This window comes from Streptomyces sp. NPDC044044 (assembly GCF_056434405.1).
This window is the reverse complement of sequence record NZ_JBWKFG010000001.1, coordinates 537377-554356: the sequence shown is the minus strand read 5'-3', so window position 1 is coordinate 554356 and position 16980 is coordinate 537377. Positions and strand designations below refer to the sequence as shown.

At 69.5% G+C, this 16980-nt stretch carries 13 protein-coding genes; 3 read left to right on the top strand and 10 right to left on the bottom strand.

Going from position 1 to position 16980, the window contains the following annotated elements:
• Window positions 1-92: 92 nt before the first annotated feature.
• From AC07AG_RS02610 to AC07AG_RS02600, 3 genes are all read right to left on the bottom strand, one after another.
• Window positions 93-1505 carry a family 2B encapsulin nanocompartment shell protein gene (locus tag AC07AG_RS02610; RefSeq protein ID WP_478751068.1) on the bottom strand — a complete coding sequence of 471 codons (1413 nt, stop codon included), beginning with the start codon at window positions 1503-1505 and terminating at the stop codon, window positions 93-95.
• Window positions 1506-1869: 364 nt separating this feature from the next.
• Window positions 1870-2454 (bottom strand): HAD family hydrolase, encoded by a 585-nt coding sequence (locus AC07AG_RS02605; RefSeq protein ID WP_478751066.1) that lies wholly within the window; start codon window positions 2452-2454, stop codon window positions 1870-1872.
• A gap of 79 nt (window positions 2455-2533) precedes the next feature.
• Window positions 2534-3295 (bottom strand): DeoR/GlpR family DNA-binding transcription regulator, encoded by a 762-nt coding sequence (locus tag AC07AG_RS02600; protein WP_478751064.1) that lies wholly within the window; start codon window positions 3293-3295, stop codon window positions 2534-2536.
• Between the two features lie 73 nt (window positions 3296-3368).
• On the opposite strand from AC07AG_RS02600, the gene AC07AG_RS02595 reads away from it, so the two are divergent.
• On the top strand, window positions 3369-4568 hold the full coding sequence (locus AC07AG_RS02595) for an MFS transporter (RefSeq protein ID WP_478751062.1): 1200 nt from the start codon (window positions 3369-3371) through the stop codon (window positions 4566-4568).
• Between the two features lie 4 nt (window positions 4569-4572).
• Here AC07AG_RS02595 and AC07AG_RS02590 read toward each other — a convergent pair whose 3' ends face one another.
• A complete protein-coding gene (locus AC07AG_RS02590; RefSeq protein ID WP_478751060.1) occupies window positions 4573-5301 on the bottom strand; it encodes a TetR/AcrR family transcriptional regulator in 729 nt (242 codons plus the stop codon).
• Window positions 5302-5542: 241 nt separating this feature from the next.
• Between AC07AG_RS02590 and AC07AG_RS02585 the strand changes: the two genes are divergently transcribed.
• On the top strand, window positions 5543-7768 hold the full coding sequence (locus tag AC07AG_RS02585; RefSeq protein ID WP_478751059.1) for an MMPL family transporter: 2226 nt from the start codon (window positions 5543-5545) through the stop codon (window positions 7766-7768).
• Window positions 7769-7832: 64 nt separating this feature from the next.
• Here the strand turns inward: AC07AG_RS02585 and AC07AG_RS02580 are convergent, their stop codons facing one another.
• The 6 genes from AC07AG_RS02580 to AC07AG_RS02555 all read right to left on the bottom strand — a co-directional run bounded on the left by AC07AG_RS02580 (window position 7833) and on the right by AC07AG_RS02555 (window position 16391).
• Complete coding sequence (locus AC07AG_RS02580) at window positions 7833-10058, bottom strand: discoidin domain-containing protein (protein WP_478751057.1); 2226 nt, start codon at window positions 10056-10058, stop codon at window positions 7833-7835.
• A 56-nt stretch (window positions 10059-10114) separates the two neighbouring features.
• Window positions 10115-11722, bottom strand: coding sequence for a glycoside hydrolase family 13 protein (locus AC07AG_RS02575; protein ID WP_478751056.1), 1608 nt, complete (start codon window positions 11720-11722; stop codon window positions 10115-10117).
• 85 nt (window positions 11723-11807) lie between these two features.
• On the bottom strand, window positions 11808-12683 hold the full coding sequence (locus AC07AG_RS02570; RefSeq protein WP_478751054.1) for a carbohydrate ABC transporter permease: 876 nt from the start codon (window positions 12681-12683) through the stop codon (window positions 11808-11810).
• An 18-nt stretch (window positions 12684-12701) separates the two neighbouring features.
• Window positions 12702-13658, bottom strand: coding sequence for a carbohydrate ABC transporter permease (locus AC07AG_RS02565; RefSeq protein ID WP_478751053.1), 957 nt, complete (start codon window positions 13656-13658; stop codon window positions 12702-12704).
• A complete protein-coding gene (locus AC07AG_RS02560; RefSeq protein ID WP_478751051.1) occupies window positions 13658-15160 on the bottom strand; it encodes an extracellular solute-binding protein in 1503 nt (500 codons plus the stop codon). The genes AC07AG_RS02565 and AC07AG_RS02560 overlap by 1 nt, the downstream gene beginning before the upstream one ends.
• Window positions 15161-15380: 220 nt before the next feature.
• Window positions 15381-16391, bottom strand: coding sequence for a LacI family DNA-binding transcriptional regulator (locus AC07AG_RS02555; RefSeq protein ID WP_478751049.1), 1011 nt, complete (start codon window positions 16389-16391; stop codon window positions 15381-15383).
• 216 nt (window positions 16392-16607) lie between these two features.
• Between AC07AG_RS02555 and AC07AG_RS02550 the strand changes: the two genes are divergently transcribed.
• The gene (locus AC07AG_RS02550) at window positions 16608-16955 is read left to right on the top strand and encodes a hypothetical protein (protein WP_478751048.1); all 348 of its coding nucleotides are present in this window, start codon (window positions 16608-16610) and stop codon (window positions 16953-16955) included.
• The last annotated feature ends 25 nt before the right edge of the window (window positions 16956-16980 follow it).

The following is a 16980-nucleotide window of genomic DNA, read 5'->3' as shown; positions in this document are numbered from 1 at the left end:
GCTCCTTGGTGGGGTGGGTGGCCTCTCCCGGATCCGGGCACACTTGCCCGGCCCGGGGGGTTCCGGGCTGTCGTGGCCGTACGACGGATGCGCTAGGCGCGCCTGTGGGCGATCTGCACGTTCTCCAGGATGCCGAGCGCGTTGGGCACCAGGATGGCGGCGGAGTAGTAGGTGCTGACCAGGTACGAGATGATCGCCTGCTCGCCGATGCCCATGAAGCGCACCGACAGGCCGGGTTCGTACTCGTCCGGCAGTCCGGTCTGATGCAGCCCGATGACGCCCTGGTTGTCCTCGCCGATGCGCATGGCGAGGATCGAGCTGGTCTGCTCCTTGGTGATGGGGATCTTGTTGCAGGGCAGGATCGGGACCCCGCGCCAGGCCGGCACCTGCTGCCCGCCGAGGTCGACGTGATCCGGGTAGATCCCCCGGGCGTTGAGCTCGCGCCCGATCGCCGCGATCGTCCTGGGGTGGGCGAGGAAGAGCTTCGTGCCGCGGCGGCGGCACAGCAGCTCGTCGAGGTCGTCCGGGGTGGGCGGGCCCGAGTGGGGCTGGATGCGCTGCTTGAAGTCGGCGTTGTGGAGCAGGCCGAACTCACGGTTGTTGATCAGCTCGTGCTCCTGGCGCTCTCGCAGCGCCTCGATGGTGAGCCTGAGCTGCTCCTCGGTCTGGTTCATCGGCCCGTTGTAGAGGTCGGTGACCCTCGTGTGGACCCGCAGAACGGTCTGCGCGACGGAGAGTTCGTACTCGCGCGGCTTGAGTTCGTAGTCGACGAAGGCACCGGGCAGTGCGGCTTCGCCGACATGTCCGGCCGACATCGCGATCTCGGCCTCGCCGTGCTTGTTCTGGCGCTGCTTCGGGAGCCGGCTGAGCTCGTGGAGGTGGGACTGCAGGCTCGGGGCCGTGGACAGCACGGCGGCGAAGTCGGCGCGGGACAGGGTGAGCAGGGTGCCCGCGGTCTCGGCCGTCGCGGTCGATTCCCACCTGGCGTCGGCGTCCTGGAGGGAGCTCTCCCCGAACCGGTCGCCGTCGGCGAGGACCGCGACGCCGACGTCGTCTCCGTACTTCCCCACGGAGTGCTGGCTGATCCGGCCGTGGGCGATCAGGTGGAGGGCATCGGCGGGGGCACCGCGCTCGACCAGTACCTCACCGGCGCGGAAGTCGCGCTGGACGCACCGGCCGGCGAGCGCGGTCAGCACCTCCACGTCGTCGAAGCCGCGCAGCAGGGCCAGTTCGCCCAGTTCCCGGGGGATCACCCGGACGTCGACACCGTCCTGGACGAATTCGATGCGCCCGTCGCCGACGGTGTAGCTCAGCCGGCGGTTCACGCGGTAGGCGCCGCCCTTGGTCTCCACCCAGGGGAGCATCCGCAGCAGCCACCGAGAGGTGATCTCCTGCATCTGCGGGGCGGACTTGGTGGTGTGGGCGAGGTTGCGGGCAGCGTCGGTGCTCAGGCTGGAACGCCGGGGCGGTTGCAGATGTGCTTCCGGGCTGGTCTCAACGGTCATCGGGGCGAGCTCTCCTTCACGAGGGAGGTAATCGGCGTAGGCGCGCCAACCGGCGAAAGCGGAGGTAGAGGCGTAATGTCACGGAATTCGTCTTGATCCGGTGACCATTTAACGGCCGTTGCGCCTGGCTCGCCCGATAAGCCCGTGGGCAGCACACGAAACAGTGATCTTGTTTCGTACGGGGTTTATCCCGGCGACCGGCGACGTTCCGGCCACCTGGCCGAGAGGGCATGCACGGACGTGCGGGCACAAGAGAACACCGCCTTCGGCTCCGAAGGCGGTGTTCTCCAACTGACGTGCTGCTGGATGGATTTGGCTTCGCGGCGCCGAGCACGGCGTTCATGCCCAGCTCGACGGGCCGTTGTTACGGGATGAGGGCTTCCCTCAGCCGCTCGGGCGTGGTGAAGAGGTGGCCGCGTATGCCGACCTTCTCGGCGGCCCGGATGTTCTCGTCGCGGTCGTCGACGAACAGGACGCGGTCCGGCGCCGTGCGCAGGGCGTTCAGGCACCACTCGTACGCCCCGGGGTCCGGCTTCGCGTGGCCGATGCGGCAGGAGAAGGCACGGAGGGGGAAGTGCTTGAGCCAGGGGTGGTGCTCCTCGTAGTAAGTGGCGAGCTCCTCGGGGATGTTGGACAGGAGCGCGATGCGGCGGTCGGACGCCGCGAGCTCCTCGACCAGGGCGACCATCGTCTCGTCCACGGCGCTCCAGCCGGCGATGTCGGCCTCGATGAGCTCCGCGATCCGGTGCTCGTCGAAGCGGACGGCGAGGGAGTTGGCCACCTGGCGCCAGTAGGCGTGGCCGGTCAACTCGCCCTGGTCGTAAGGCTGCCTACAGGCCCAGTAGGCGTCCCAGAACGCAGCGGCGGGGACCTCGGCCGTGCGGACGAGGCGGTCCTTGCCCTCGATGGACTGATGGCGTGCGATGACCCCGAACAGATCGAAGAGCACGACATCAGGCGAGGAGGGCGGGTGGGGTGAGCGGGGCGAGTGGGGAGAGTCGGGAGAGTCGGGAGAGTCGGTCACGGGTTCACACCTTTCGTACGGTGACGCCTGCGGCGGACAGCGCGTCGGTCTCGTCCTGCGCGGCGGCCTCGTCGGTGACGACGGCGTGCAGGGCCGCGGCCGGGGCGACGAAGGCGAGGGCCGTGCGGGAGAGCTTGGGGGCGTCCGCGACGGCGATGACGCGGCGGGCCGATGCGATCGCGGCGCGTTTGACCGCTGCGTCGTCCAGGTCGTACGCGGTCAGGCCGTGTGTCGCGTTCAGTCCGCAGCAGCCGATGACCGCGGTGTCGAAGCGCAGGGCGGCCAGTGACGCCTCGGTCAGCGGTCCGGTCAGCGCCAGCTCGCCGGGCCGGGGCCTGCCGCCCGGGACCAGGAGCGTCAGCTGCGGCGCCCCCGTGAGTGCGTTCACCGCGTGGAGGGACAGCGGCATCACGGTCAGGCGGCGCTGCTCCAGCGCGCGGGCCACTTCCAGGCAGGTGGTGCCGCTGTCGATGACGACGGACTCGCCGTCCGCGATCAGGCCCGCGACCTCGGCGGCGATGCGCCGCTTGGCCTCGATGCCGTCCTGCGCCCGGAGCGCGAAGGGCGGTTCCTCGCCGCGCAGCAGCAGGCTTCTCGCGCCGCCGCGGTAGCGCTCCAGGACGCCCTGGTCCGCCAGGGCCTCCAGGTCGCGGCGGATGGTCATCTCCGATGCGCCGGTCAGCTCCGCGAGCTCCGCGACGCCCATCCGGCCGGCCTCGCGTACGGCATCGGTGATCTGCCTCAGTCGGTCTGTGCTGCTCGCCATGTCGATATTGAACATGATTGATGTGCGATACGCAATCTTCCGAACAGCTCACATGTTCGTTATGTTCGATGGCATGGAAAGATCGCTGCGCTCGGGCCGACTGGCCACCTTCGTCTACTTCACTCTCAACGGCTTCCTCATGGGGATGTGGATCGTCCACATCCCGGCCGTCGAACACCGCGCCGACGTCAGCCATGCCGTGCTCGGCTGGCTCCTGCTGCTGCTCGGCGCGGGCGCCTTCGCCGGGATGCAGCTCGTCGGTCCGCTCACCGACCGCTTCGGCGCCCGCACCGTCGTACCGCTCAGCGCGGCCCTGTGCAGTGCGGCGGTGGTCCTGCCGGGGCTCGCCGCGAGCGCCTGGGCGCTGGGGGCGGCGCTGCTGGTGCTGGGCTTCGGCAACGGCTGCCTGGACGTCAGCATGAACGCCCACGCCATCCAGGTCGAGCGCGGCTACGAACGCCCCGTCATGTCCGCCTTCCACGCCACCTTCTCCATCGGCGGCGTCCTCGCCGCACTGGTCGGCGCCCGCACGCTCAGCTGGGAGCTGAGCCCGTCGCTGACCCTCGGCGCTGTGGCGCTCTTCGGCCTCGCCGTCGCCGCACTGGCCGCGCCCGCGCTGCTGCGCCCCGAGACCGACCCGCCCGAACCGGCCTCCACCACCGAGAAGTCGGCCCGGCGCAGGACGCCCCGGCGCATCTGGATGCTGGCCGCGCTCGCCCTGATGCTCATGCTCTGCGAAGGCGTCGCCAACGACTGGAGCGTGCTCCACCTGCGGGACGCCCTGGACGCGCCCGCCGCGACCGCCGCCCTCGCCTACGGCGCCTTCGCCACGGCGATGACCGTGGGCCGGCTGCTCGCCGACCGGGTGTCCGCGCGCTACGGCCCGGTGGCCGTACTGCGCCACGGCGCTTCGGTGGCCGCCGTGGGCATGACGGTGGCCGCTCTGTCCCCGTGGATACCGCTGGCCCTGCTCGGCTGGACGGTGTTCGGGATCGGGCTCTCCGGCTGCATCCCACAGCTCTTCAGCGCCGCGGGCCATGCCGATCAGGACGCCGCCGGAGCCAATGTCTCCCGTGTCGCGGGCCTCGGTTACCTCGGCATGCTCGCCGGGCCCGCCGTCATCGGACCGCTCACGCACGCCGTCCCGCTCAACCTCACGTTCTTCCTGCCCGTGGCGTTCTGCGTCCTGGCCGCCTGCACCGCCGGGATCCTGCGCACCCGGCCCACCGCCGCCGCCCCTGCAGACAACAGCGACAGCGCGGTCATCACGTAAGCACTCATGAGGGGATCCGGCGGTGCATGTCCTCGACCAGGTTCCGCATCGCCATGCGGAAGATCTCGGCCTGGTGTTCGCCGAGGAACGAGGTGTGGCCGAACACCTCCAGGACCACGAGGCCGTGGAGGTGTCCCCACGCGCTCAGGATGAGTGCGGTCGCGGGGGCCGGCAGATGCCCATGACCGAAATGCGGAAGCTGTTCCAGGTACCCCCGCAGTGACGGCGAGAGCACGGGGGCCTCGGCCGCGGCGAGTTGCTCCGCGGTGAACCCGTCGAACAGCTCGCGCTCGAAGATCGCGCTCATCCTGCGCGAGGCCTGGGTGGTCGAACCCTCGGCGGGTGCCGCGTAGTCCCTCAGCGGCGTCCCGTAGAGGAGCTGGAAGTGCTCGGGATGGGCGATGGCCCACCTGCGATAGCCCTCGGCAGCGACCACCAGACCCGGCAGGTCCGAGTCGTCCGCCGCGCTGTCGACGGCGGCCTGCACCGCATCGGTGAGGTCGTCGTACGCCTTGGTGACGACCGCGGTGACCAGGGCGTCCCGGCTCGGGAAGTAGTGGTAGAGCGCCTGCACGGTCATCTGGAGGCTGCGGGCTATCGCCCTCAACGACAGGGCCGCGGGGCCGTGTTCGGCGATGTGGCGCTCGGCGGCGTCCAGGATCTCCTGCGTGGCGGCGGCCCGGCGTCGCTGACGCAGGGTGGTCGGGGCCATGGCGTGCTCCTTCGCGGGCATGCGGCGACCGTACGGCGGTCGCCCCGGTGGGCCACCCGGAAGCTTGGGGGTGTGCGGAAAATCTAACACTGCCAAATTTGCCGCCGCCTCACTAACGTCGTCAGCGGCGACGAAGAGTGCGACACCGCACCTGTTCTGACGGAGCGAAAGGCGCCCCGCCGAGCACCACGCCGGCCCTTCTTCACTCAACTCCGGCTGCTTCGCGTCGTTTTCGCCGTACGGACACCAAAGGAGAGCGTGCGTGTTTGAACGCATTGCCGAACTGGCCATTCGCCGGTCCCGGCTGATACTCGTCGTCGCCGTCGTGGCCATGGCCCTCATGGGCGCCCTGGGCGCCGGCGCCTTCGGCAAGTTGCTGGGAGGCGGCTACGACGACCCCGCCTCCCAGTCCACCCGGGCCGGCGAAGTCATCGACGAGAAGTTCGGCGGGGAGACCAACCTCGTCCTGCTGGTCCGCGCCTCCGAAGGCCGCATCGACGACCCGGCCGCCCGGCGGAGCGCCAAGGCCCTGGTGACCGACCTCAGGAAGGAAGAGCACCTTGAGAACGTGGTCTCGTACTGGGACACGGCAAGTCCCGACCTGCGTGCCAAGGACGGCCGCGAGGCCATGGTGCTCGCCCATGTGCAGGGTGAGGACCTGGAGCGGGACGAGAACGCCAAGGACGTCATCGACACCTACACCGGCCCGTACGAGGGCACACTCAGCGTCGAGGCGGGCGGCGCCGCCGCCGTGACCAGTGAGATGGGCACGCAGTCGGGCAAGGACCTCGTCCTTGCCGAGGCCATCGCCGTGCCGCTCACCCTGCTCCTGCTCCTGCTCGTCTTCGGCAGCCTGGTGGCGGCCCTGCTGCCGCTGGTGATCGGCCTCGTCGCCATCGCGGGCACGTTCGCGGAGCTCTTCGTCCTCGGCAGTGTCACCGATGTGTCCGTCTTCGCGATCAACCTGACGACGGCCCTGGGACTCGGGCTCGGCATCGACTACGCCCTGCTCATGGTCAGCCGCTTCCGGGAGCAACTGGCCACCGGCGCAAGCGTGGACGACGCCGTCCGCCGGACGGTGAGCACGGCGGGCCGTACGGTCGCGTTCTCCGCCGCGACCGTGGCGGCCGCACTCGCGGCGCTCCTGGTGTTCCCGCAGTACTTCCTGCGCTCGTTCGGCTATGCCGGGGTCGGCGTCGTCGCCATCGCCGCCATCAGCACCCTGTTCGTCATGCCTGCCCTGTTCGTCGTCCTGGGGCACCGGGTCAACAGCGGACGCCTGCCGTGGGCGAAGCGCAGGCGCCCCGCGTCCCGGGCGCCCCTGTGGGGTCGCCTCGCCGGCACCGTCATGCGGCGCCCCGCGCTCACCGCACTGCCCGTGCTCGCGGTCCTGCTCCTCGCGGCGAGCCCGCTCCTCGGCATCACCTTCGGCACGCCGGACGATCGGGTCCTGCCCGAGAACGCCGAGAGCCGCCAGGTCTCGTCCGTACTGCAGGAGAAGTTCAACGGCAACGACGACGCGGCCCTCCACGTCGCCATCGACGAGCCCCTGGGCAAGGCGCCACTGGAGACGTACGCGGCCGAGCTGTCCGGCCTCAAGGACGTCGTCCGCGTCGAGACCAGCCAGGGCACCTACGCGGACGGACGGTCCGAGGCGGGCGCCCCCGGCAACAAGGCCCTCGGCCGCCCCGACGCGCAGCGGATCACCGTGGTGAGCACCCTGGCACCGAAGTCGGACGAGGCCCAGAGCCTGGTCGCGGAGGTGCGGGCGGTCTCACCGCCCGCCGGGGCAGACCCCCTGGTGGGCGGAGTCGACGCCGAACTGGTCGACTCCAAGGACTCCATCGGCAGCCGGCTCCCGATCGCCGTGGCCCTGGTCGCCCTCACCACCTTCCTGCTGCTCTTCCTGTTCACCGGCAGCATCGTGCAGCCGCTGCGTGCGCTGCTCCTGAACATGATCAGCCTGGGGGCGACCCTCGGCGTCATGACCTGGATCTTCCAGGACGGCAACCTCTCCTCCCTGCTCGGCTTCACGGCGCAGCCCATGGAGGTGTCCATGACGGTGCTGATGTTCTGCATCGCCTTCGGCCTCTCGATGGACTACGAGGTGTTCGTCACCAGCCGCATCAAGGAACTCCACGACCTGGGCGAGGACAACGAGTCCGCCGTGACCAACGGCCTCGGTCACACCGGCCGCATCGTCACCGCCGCGGCCTGCCTGCTCGCGGTGAGCTTCTTCGCCTTCGGCACGGCCAAGCTCAGCTTCATGCAGATGTTCGGCCTGGGCAGCGGTCTCGCCATCCTCATCGACGCGGTCGCCGTGCGCGGGATCCTCGTACCCGCCGCGATGCGCCTGCTCGGCCGCTCGGCCTGGTACGCGCCCGGTTTCCTGCGCAAGGTCCACGGGCGGTTCGGCCTCAGCGAAGGCGGCCCCTCGCCGGAGCCCTCGCCCGAGTCGCCGTACGCGAAGGACTCGGCGCGCGTCTGACCCCACCAGCGACGCGCGCCCCGCCCGCCGGCACCTGCCGTGAGCGAGCGGGGCGCGCGGCTCGTCAGGAGAGGTACGCCTCCACTTCGCTGAACTGTGCCGCGGGCCAGCCCGTGTTGGCCGTGACACGCAGCCGCAGGTGGCGGACGCTCGGGGCGGAGGCGGGCAGCGTGACGGTGACCTTGTTGCCGCTCGCCGGGTCGAAGCGGTAGCCCTTCGAATCGGCGAGCGTGCTGTAGGTGGTTCCGTCGGTGCTGCCCTGGACCGACAGGGTCTGGGTCCTGGCCTCCCAGGCCCCGGGCGGCGGCAGCTTCAGGACGACCCTGCGCACCGCTTCGGCCTTGCCGAGGTCGACGGTGATCGACTGCGGGAAGGCGTTGTTGGTGGACTCCCAGTACGTCCCCGCGTCACCGTCGACCGCCTTGGCCGGGGTGTAGACGTCGGCGGAGCCGGTCGCGGTGGCCGGGCGGCTCTTGGCGAGGTTGCGGTCCGGGTCGGGGTCGGGGTTGCCGCCGCCGGGCTGCGGCCAGGTCGAGCAGTCGTCCCAGGTGCTGTCCCAGCCGGAGTTGCCGCCGCCGTCGGTGAGGGCGAAGGTGCCTGAGCCGGTCGGGTAGGGGCAGTTGTAGACGCCGGCCGCGCCGACGCCGGTGGCCTTGACGTTCGACATCTTCACCGCGCCGGGCGTCTCGGCCTGGACGACGACCGTGCCCACCTTGTCGATGGTCGAGCGATCGACGGTGACGTTCTTGACCGCCTTGCCGGTGCCGCCGCCCGACACGAATTCGTACGCGCTCCAGGGGCTGTCGGTGATCGTCGTGTCGGTGATGTTCACCGTGGCCTCGATGGGGCTGTCGTACGCGTCCACGCGCAACGCGCCCATCGGGTGCTGCCAGTTGGGGTTCATGGCCCCGGTCCGGACGAGGGTGTTGCCGGAGACGGTGATGGTGCCGGCCAGCGGGAAGAACGGGTCCAGGAACTTCTGGTTGGAGATGGCGATGCCGCTGCCCAGGGCGTTGGTGTCGAGGATCAGGTTGTCCTTGACGGTGATGTCCCTGCCGCCGTAGATGGCGATGCCGTTGGCCAGGTTGGGCTGCGAGATGGTGTTGCCCGCGAAGGTCGAGTCACTGTTGGTGGTGTTGAGGGACCACATGGCCAGGGCGTCGTCGCCGGTGTTGCGCAGGAAGTTGTTGCGTACCTGGACGCCCTTGGCCGTGCCGTTGAGGTTGAGGCCGTCGGCCGTCATGTCGAGGAAGCGGCTCTTCTCCACGACCAGGTTGTCGTTGTTGCCGGTCAGCCAGAGGCCGACCTTGAGGTGCTGCAGCCACATGCCCGAGACGGTGGAGTTCGGGCCGAGCGATCCGTTGACGAAGTTGTCCGGGTTGTTGTCGACCCGCTCGGTGACCTCGCCCAGCACCGCGAAGTCGTGCAGGCCCACTTTCCCTGTGGGTGCGCCCGACTGGTCGATGAAGCGCGAACTGCGCACCACCGAATGCCAGTTGCCCGCTCCGCGGATCGTGACGTCGTCCACGTTGTTGAGCGACTGGGTGAGCTTGTACTCGCCCGGCGGGATCCACACCGTGCCGCCCTTGGCCGCCGCGATGGCCTCGCGGAAGGCCTGGGTCGAGTCGCCCTGACCGGTGGGGTCGGCGCCCTTGTCGGTCACCGAGAGCGCGCCGGAGGGCTTGGCCGCGGCCGGGGCAACCTGCTCGAAGTCGGCGACGTCGACGGTGACTTGCGTGGACGAGGCCTCCAGTTTCACCTTGTCGCCGGACTGCAGGTTCTGGCCGAGCTGCAGCCGTGCGTTGTCGAAGAGGTGGTGGGTCTTGGAGCCCGCGATCCAGGAGGTGTCGACGTAGCTGTACTTCGACGTGACGGCCAGCGTCCTGGAGATCTTCTGCCCGTTGACGTACACGGCCATCGAACCCGACTGGCCGTCGGGCACGTTGTAGGCGACGTTGAGCGCGTTCGCGGCCTTGGTGAGCGTGAACTCGACGCTCTGGCCCGCCGCGAGGCGTACCGCCTGGCGGCCCGACGCCTCGGATGCGAGTGTGCCCTGCGTGTAGTCCGGACCGATCTTGGTGCCGTTCGTGGTGGCGCTCTCCGCCTCGACGGAGGTGAAGGGCAGTGTGGCGCCCGCGGCTGCCTCGGCGGCGTGCGCGCTGGTGCCCGCGATGCCGGTGACGAGGGTGCCGACGAGACCTGCGGTGGCCACGGCGGCACACCACGCGCGGCCGGGTCTTGTCGTGCTTCTTCTGGTGCTTCTTCTGGTGCTCCTGTCAGGTCTGTCCATGGGGTGGTGCACCTTCCTTGTGAGTGGGGAGGTCAGTGCTCGGTCTCGGGTGAGAGTCAGACGCGCAGCCAGACCGCCGTGTCCCGCGGGAGGCGGCCCGCCTCGTCCAGGGGGCCGCTGGCCAGCAGGAGGCGCGTATGGGCGGGGAGTTCGCAGGGCTCGGGGGCGAGGTTGACCACGCAGGCCAGGCCCGGCTCGCGTACGAAGGCCAGGACACCGTCGGTGCTCGGCAGCCAGGTCAGCGGGCCGTCGCCGAAGCCCGGTTCGATGCGGCGCAGGCGCAGGGCGGCGCGGTAGAGCGTGAGCATGGACCCGGGGTCCATGGCCTGGAGGTCGGCGGCGTACGCGGGCCAGCCCTCGGGCTGCGGCAGCCAGGGTGCTGTCATCGACCCGAAGCCCGCGTGCGGTTCGGTGGCCGCCCAGGGCAGGGGCACCCGGCAGCCGTCGCGGCCCGGATCGGTGCCGCCGGAGCGGAAGTGCATGGGGTCCTGGATGCGGTCCAGGGGGATGTCGGCCTCGGGCAGGCCCAGTTCGTCGCCCTGGTAGATGTAGACCGCGCCGGGCAGGGCGAGGGTGAGCAGGGCGGCGGCGCGGGCGCGGCGGGTGCCGAGTTCCAGATCGGTGGGGGTGCCGAAGGCCTTGGTGGTGAAGTCGAAGCCGGTGTCGTGGCGGCCGTAGCGGGTGACCGTGCGGGTCACGTCGTGGTTGCACAGGACCCAGGTGGCGGGGGCGCCCACCGGTGCGTGCTCGGCGAGGGTGGCCTCGATGGACGTACGCAGCTTCTCCGGATCCCAAGGGCAGGACAGAAAGGAGAAGTTGAAGGCGGTGTGCATCTCGTCGGGGCGCAGATAGCGGGCGAAGCGCTCGGCGTCCGGGAGCCAGACCTCCCCGACGAAGACGCCCGCGTACTCGTCGGCGACGGCCCGCCAGGAGCGGTAGATGTCGTGCAGTTCGTCGCGGTCGATGAAGGGGTGCGGGTCGACTCCCTCGGTGAAGTCGGGCAGGGCGGGGTCCTTGGCGGGCAGGGCGGCGGAGTCGATCCGTACACCTGCCACGCCCCGCTCGAACCAGAACCGCAGTACGTCCTCGTGCTCCTGACGGACCGCCGGGTGGGCCCAGTTGAGGTCGGGCTGCTCGGGTGCGAAGAGGTGGAGGTACCACTCGCCGTCCTCGACGCGGGTCCAGGTCGATGCGGTCGCGGAGAACTGGGACGGCCAGTCGTTGGGCGGGAGTTCGCCGTGTGCGCCGCGGCCCGGGCGGAAGTGGAAGAGTTCGCGTTCGGGGGCGCCGGGGCCCGCGGCCAGGGCCGCCTTGAACCAGGCGTGCTGGTCGGAGACGTGGTTGGGGACGATGTCGACGATGGTGCGGATGCCGAGCGCACGGGCTTCGGCGATCAGCTTCTCGGCCTCGGCGACGGTGCCGAACGCGGGGTCGATGACGCGGTAGTCGGTGACGTCGTAGCCGCCGTCGACCATGGGCGAGAGGTACCAAGGGCTGAACCACAGCGCGTCGACGCCGAGTTCGGCGAGATAGGGCAGCTTGGCCCGGACGCCCGCGAGGTCGCCGGTGCCGTCGCCGTCACCGTCCGAGAAGCTGCGTACGTACACCTGATAGATGGCGGCCGAGCGCCACCAGGAGGCATCGGTCGGGGAGGGGACTGCCACGTGAGGTTCCTTTCGGGCAGGTGGGACCCCGTCGCCGCGGCGCAGGGCGGGGGCGAGGGCGGGGTGCGCGGGATGGGCCCGGGGGTCAGCCCTTGAGGCTGCCGGCGGTCAGGCCGCTCATGATGTTGCGCTGGAAGATCAGGAAGACGATCAGGGTCGGCAGCGACGCGATGGCGAGGGCGGCCAGGAGCCAGTTCTCGGAGACGCTCGCGGCCAGGGAGTAGATGCCGACGTTGACGGTCTGCTTGCCGGGGTCGGGCAGGGTGAGCATCGGCCAGAGGAAGTCCTTCCAGACCGCCACGACCGCGAAGATCGACACCACGCCGAGGATCGGCCGGGACAGCGGCAGGACCACGGAGCGCAGGGTGCGCAGGGACGAGGCGCCGTCGATGGAGGCGGCGTCCAGGAGCTCGCGCGGGATGGAGTCGAAGAACCGCTTGAGCAGGAAGATGTTGAACGCGTTGGTGACCGACGGAAGCCAGATCGCCCAGGGCGAGTTGATGAGGTTTCGCTCCACGATCGGCACGTCGAGGACGGTCAGGTACTGCGGTACGACCAGGACGGTGGCCGGGATCATCAGGGTGAGCAGCATCATCCCGAGGATCGCCTTGCCGAAGACGGGCCGCAGCTTGGAGAGCGAGTAGGCGGCGGCCACGTCGAAGATCAGCTGGAAGGCGAGGGCGCCGAACGCGTAGTACAGGGTGTTGAACAGGAGCCGGGCCAGGTCCATCACGCCCCACGCGTCCGCGTAGTTCTGCGGGTGGACGGCATCGGGGACCAGGGTGGGCGGTGTCTGGGCGAATTCCTGCGGGGACTTGAGGCCGCTGGTGACCATCCAGTACAGCGGGCCGATGAAGACCAGGGTGAAGACGATCGTCACCACGGTGAAGGCGGTCCAGTACAGGACCTTGCCGCGGGGCCGGGCCAGTTGGGCCGGGGAGATCAGGGTGCGTGTGCTCATGTCCGTGCTCTCCCCCGGCTAGTCTTCGCTGCCCGCGCGGCTCAGCCGTGCGTACGCCGCCGAGAATCCGGCGAGCAGTACGAGCAGGACCAGGCCGAGCGCCGCCGCGCTGCCGTAGTTGTTGAAGGTGAACGCGTACTGGTAGATGAGGTGGACGACGGTGAGGGTCGCGCCCTCGGGGCCCGCGCCACCGGTGAGCAGGAACGGCTCGACGAACACCTGCATGGTGGCGATGATCTGCATGAGCAGCATCAGCGAGAGGATCAGCCGGGTCTGCGGGATGGTGACGTGCCAGATCCTGCGCAGTACGCCCGCGCCGTCCAGCTCGGCCGCCTCGTACAGCTCGCCGGGGATCGACTGCAGCGCGGCGAGGTAGATCAGTGTCGCGCCACCCATGTTCATCCAGGTGGCGGCGATGACCACGGAGACCATGGCGGTGTCGGTGTCCTGCAGCCATGCCTGTCCTGGCAGGCCGATGGATTCCAGGATGCGGTTGAACAGGCCGTACCCGGGGTCGTAGAAGTACTTGAAGAGCAGCACCGAGGCCACCGGCGGCAGCATCACCGGGAGGTAGACGAGCAGCCTCAAGTAGCCGCGGCCGTGCCGGAATTCATTAAGGACGAGGGCGACGGCGAAGGGCACGGCGAAGCCGAGGAGCAGTGCGAGGCCGGTGAACAGCAGGGTGTTGCGCCAGGCCTGCCAGAAGGCCGGGTCGTTGAAGATGTAGGTGAGGTTGGACCAGCCCGCCCAGACGGTCTCGCCGTTCTCGGTCTTCTGGAAGGCCAGGATGAATTCCCTGACCATCGGATACCAGGAGAAGAGCGAGAAGCAGAGCAGGGCGCCGATGAGGAAGGCGTGGGCGGTGAGATTGCGCTTCAACGCCTGGACGAACGCGCCGCGTTGGGGGCGGGCGGCCCGGCCGTCCGTCTGCGGGGACGGCCGGGCCTTGTTCCTGGAGAGGGTGGGTGCCGACATCACTGGTTGGCCAGAACCTGGTTGACCTGTTGTTCGGCGGTCTTCAGGAGCTTGTCCGCGTCGGCGTCCTTGTTCGTGAGGACGGCCGACATCAGCGTGTCAAGGACCTTGTAGACCTCTTGGGCCTTGGGCGGCTCGGCCTTGCCCGTGACCGGCTTGTCGGTGAAGGCCTGGAAGTTCTCGACGGGCATGGTCGCGCTGGCCTTGCGGGCCTTGTCGTCCGTGGTCTTGCTGTCACCGGTCCAGAAGTTCGGCTGCGGCAGACCCACGGGCAGTCCGTCCGCCTTGGAGCGGGCCCAGTCGAACTGACCCTGGCCCGGCTTGAGGAACTTGAAGTTGATCCAGGCGATCGCGGCCTTGATCTGGTCGGGCGAGGAGCCCTTCTTGATCATGTAGTCGTTGCCGCCGAAAAGGGTGGCCTTCTGACCGGGGATCGGGCCCATCCCGAAGTCGTCGTACTTCGCGCCGAGGTTCTGCACCATGTACGTGATGTCGTCGGGCGCGGCGAGGAACATGCCCAGCTTGTCGGCGGCCATCTGCTTCTGCAGGTCGCCCCACTTCAGGAGCTGGGTCTTGCCCATGCTGTTGTCGTCCCAGCGCATGGCCTTGAGGTTGTCGACGATCTGCTTGCCGGTGTCGTTGTTGAAGGCGGCCTTGGTTCCGTCCTCGCTCACGATGTCGCCGCCGAGGCCGTACGTGGTGGCGGTGAAGTGCCAGCCGCCGTTGTTGCCGGCGCTGTACTCGCCGAAGCCCGAGACGCCGTCGCCGAGTGCGGCGATCTTCTTGGCGGCCGTGCGGACCTCCGCCCAGGTGGTCGGGGGCGAGTTGGGGTCGAGGCCGGCCTTCTCGAAGAGCTTGCGGTTGATGAGCAGGCCCATCGTGTAGTTGCTGTAGGGCAGGCCGTAGAGCTTGCCGTCCTTCTTCATGACGTTGAGGACGTTCGGGTCCATGTCCTTCAGGGCCGGGACGGACTTGTCGTTGACGTAGGCGCTGATGTCCTGGGCGCCGTCGTTGTCCATGACCTGCTGCAGGTCGGTGAAGTAGGTGTAGAAGACGTCCGGTTGGGACTTGGCCTTCAGCATCGCCGTGAAGCGGGGAGGCTCCAGGCAGGGGTCGGTCTGCTTCCCCTGGATCGTGACGTTCGGGTACTTCTTGTTGAACGCCTTCACGTCCTCCTTCCACTGCCCCAGCTCGGCCTTCTCGGCGGCCGGCGGCATGCAGTCGATGGTGAGCGTGACCTTGGTCTTCGGGTCAAGGGGGGCGGCGGCGTTGGCCGCGTCGGCGCCCTTGTCCCCGCCGGAGTCGCCGTCGTCGCTGCTGCTGGTGCCGCAGGCCGCGAGGGCGGTGAGGGCGAGCGCGGAGGCGACGGCGACCGTGGCCGTGCGGGCGCGGTGGGTGCGGAGCCTCGTGCGGGCTGCCGCACGGCTGGTGGCACCGCCTGCCGCACGGCTGGTGGTGCGGCGGCGGATACGTCGGAGATACGGCATTCCGGAGCTGCTCATCGGTGGACCCCTTTGGACAGCGCCGCCTGCCCAGGGGGCAGGGACGGCATGGCAGGAGCAGGAAGCCCACAGCTGCGCGGACTGTGTGGCGGCGCTTACTCAAGCACCGTCGACAGATCAGCGCAATATCTCGCGCGATGATTGAAAGAAATTGACAGGGGAGTGACGACGGCTCTCCGCGGCGGCTCTCCGCGGCCCCACGAAACGGACCCCTCTGCTCCTACTCCTGCGGGGGCTGCCCCGTCGAGCCGCGCACCACCAGCTCCGGCTCGAAGAGCAGCTCCTCCGTGGGCACCGCGCTCCCGGCGATCTGCAGCGCGAGGAGCTCGACCGCGGCGCGCCCCATGGCCTCGATCGGCTGACGCACCGTGGTCAGGGGCGGTTCGGTGCACGTCATGAACGCCGAGTCGTCATAGCCGACCACCGAGACGTCGCGCGGGACCCCGAGCCCCCGGCGGCGCGCGGCGCGCACCGCCCCGAGCGCGAGGGGGTCGCTCGCACAGACGATGCCGGTGACCCCGGCGTCAAGCAGCGCCGCGGCGGCGGCCTGGCCGCCCTCGATCGAGAACATCCCCCGCGCGACATGCTCTTCCGGCAGCACCCCGCCGGCCTGCTCGGCGATCACGCGGGCAGCGGCGAGCTTGCGCTGCGACGGCATGTGGTCGGCGGGCCCGAGCACCAGACCGATGCGCCGGTGGCCGAGCGAGGAGAGATGCCGCCAGGCCTGCTCGACGGCGACCGCGTCGTCACAGGAGACCGCCGGAAAACCGAGGCGCTCGATGGCCGCGTTCACGAGGACCACCGGGATCTTGCGCGCCGAGAGCCGCTTGTAGTGGTCGTGCGGGGCGTCCGCCTGCGCGTAGAGGCCACCGGCGAACACGACGCCGGACACCTGCTGTTGCAGCAGCAGCTCGACGTAGTCCGCTTCGGAGACCCCGCCCTTGGTCTGGGTGCACAGCACGGGGGTCAGCCCCTGCTGGGCGAGCGCTCCGCCGATCACCTCCGCGAACGCCGGGAAGATCGGGTTCTGCAGCTCGGGCAGCACCAGACCCACGAGCCGGGCCCGCTCGCCGCGCAGCTGGGTGGGCCGCTCGTACCCCAGGACGTCCAGGGCCGAGAGCACGGACTGCCGGGTCGCGTCGGAGACCCCCGGCTTGTTGTTGAGCACGCGGCTGACCGTGGCCTCACTGACCCCGACCTTCCGCGCCACCTGAGCAAGTCGTCGCGTCATGCGCGCAAGAATAGTGCAATTCTTGCGTCCTGTTTGCGTGCTTGCTGAATCCGTTCGGGATCGTCACATGTGACCGGCAGACCGATCCGCCGGGGACCGAACGGGTGAGGGCGGATCGTTTCGGCGGCGGATCCTCGTCGGTTCAGGTATTCCTGCTGGTCAGGACGGGAATGCGGGATGCGTTCACGTGCCGTACCCAGCAAAGGAAAACGATCCATGCGTCTTCGTCACTCACTGGCCGCCGCGGCCGGTGCCGCTGTGCTGATCCTGACCGTGCCCGGCTCCGCGTACGCGGCCGAGGGCGACTTCAGCTACACGTACATCAACAGCAGCGGCAACGAAGAGCGGGCCACGCTGCACGACCCGGCCAGCGGCGAGTGCATCACGCTCGCCGAGGCGGCCCAGGAGTACAGCCAGCCGCCCGCCCACTCCCCCAAGAACCGCACCGACTCCTTCGCGATCGTCTTCACGAACGCCGACTGCTCGGGCGACGACTTCACGCTGCGCCCCCACACCGGCGGCGCGAGCGAGCGGTTGAAGCTCAGGTCGGTCCTGTTCTCCTGATCCGGCGCAGCGGTTCCCTGCCCGG

Coding starts and splice junctions, on each gene's coding strand:
- AC07AG_RS02610 (WP_478751068.1), bottom strand. CDS start 1,505: ATGACCGTTGAGACCAGCCCGGAAGCACATCTGCAACCGCCCCGGCGT.
- AC07AG_RS02600 (WP_478751064.1), bottom strand. CDS start 3,295: ATGGCGAGCAGCACAGACCGACTGAGGCAGATCACCGATGCCGTACGC.
- AC07AG_RS02595 (WP_478751062.1), top strand. CDS start 3,369: ATGGAAAGATCGCTGCGCTCGGGCCGACTGGCCACCTTCGTCTACTTC.
- AC07AG_RS02590 (WP_478751060.1), bottom strand. CDS start 5,301: ATGCCCGCGAAGGAGCACGCCATGGCCCCGACCACCCTGCGTCAGCGA.
- AC07AG_RS02580 (WP_478751057.1), bottom strand. CDS start 10,058: ATGGACAGACCTGACAGGAGCACCAGAAGAAGCACCAGAAGAAGCACG.
- AC07AG_RS02570 (WP_478751054.1), bottom strand. CDS start 12,683: ATGAGCACACGCACCCTGATCTCCCCGGCCCAACTGGCCCGGCCCCGC.
- AC07AG_RS02565 (WP_478751053.1), bottom strand. CDS start 13,658: ATGTCGGCACCCACCCTCTCCAGGAACAAGGCCCGGCCGTCCCCGCAG.
- AC07AG_RS02560 (WP_478751051.1), bottom strand. CDS start 15,160: ATGAGCAGCTCCGGAATGCCGTATCTCCGACGTATCCGCCGCCGCACC.
- AC07AG_RS02555 (WP_478751049.1), bottom strand. CDS start 16,391: ATGACGCGACGACTTGCTCAGGTGGCGCGGAAGGTCGGGGTCAGTGAG.
- AC07AG_RS02550 (WP_478751048.1), top strand. CDS start 16,608: ATGCGTCTTCGTCACTCACTGGCCGCCGCGGCCGGTGCCGCTGTGCTG.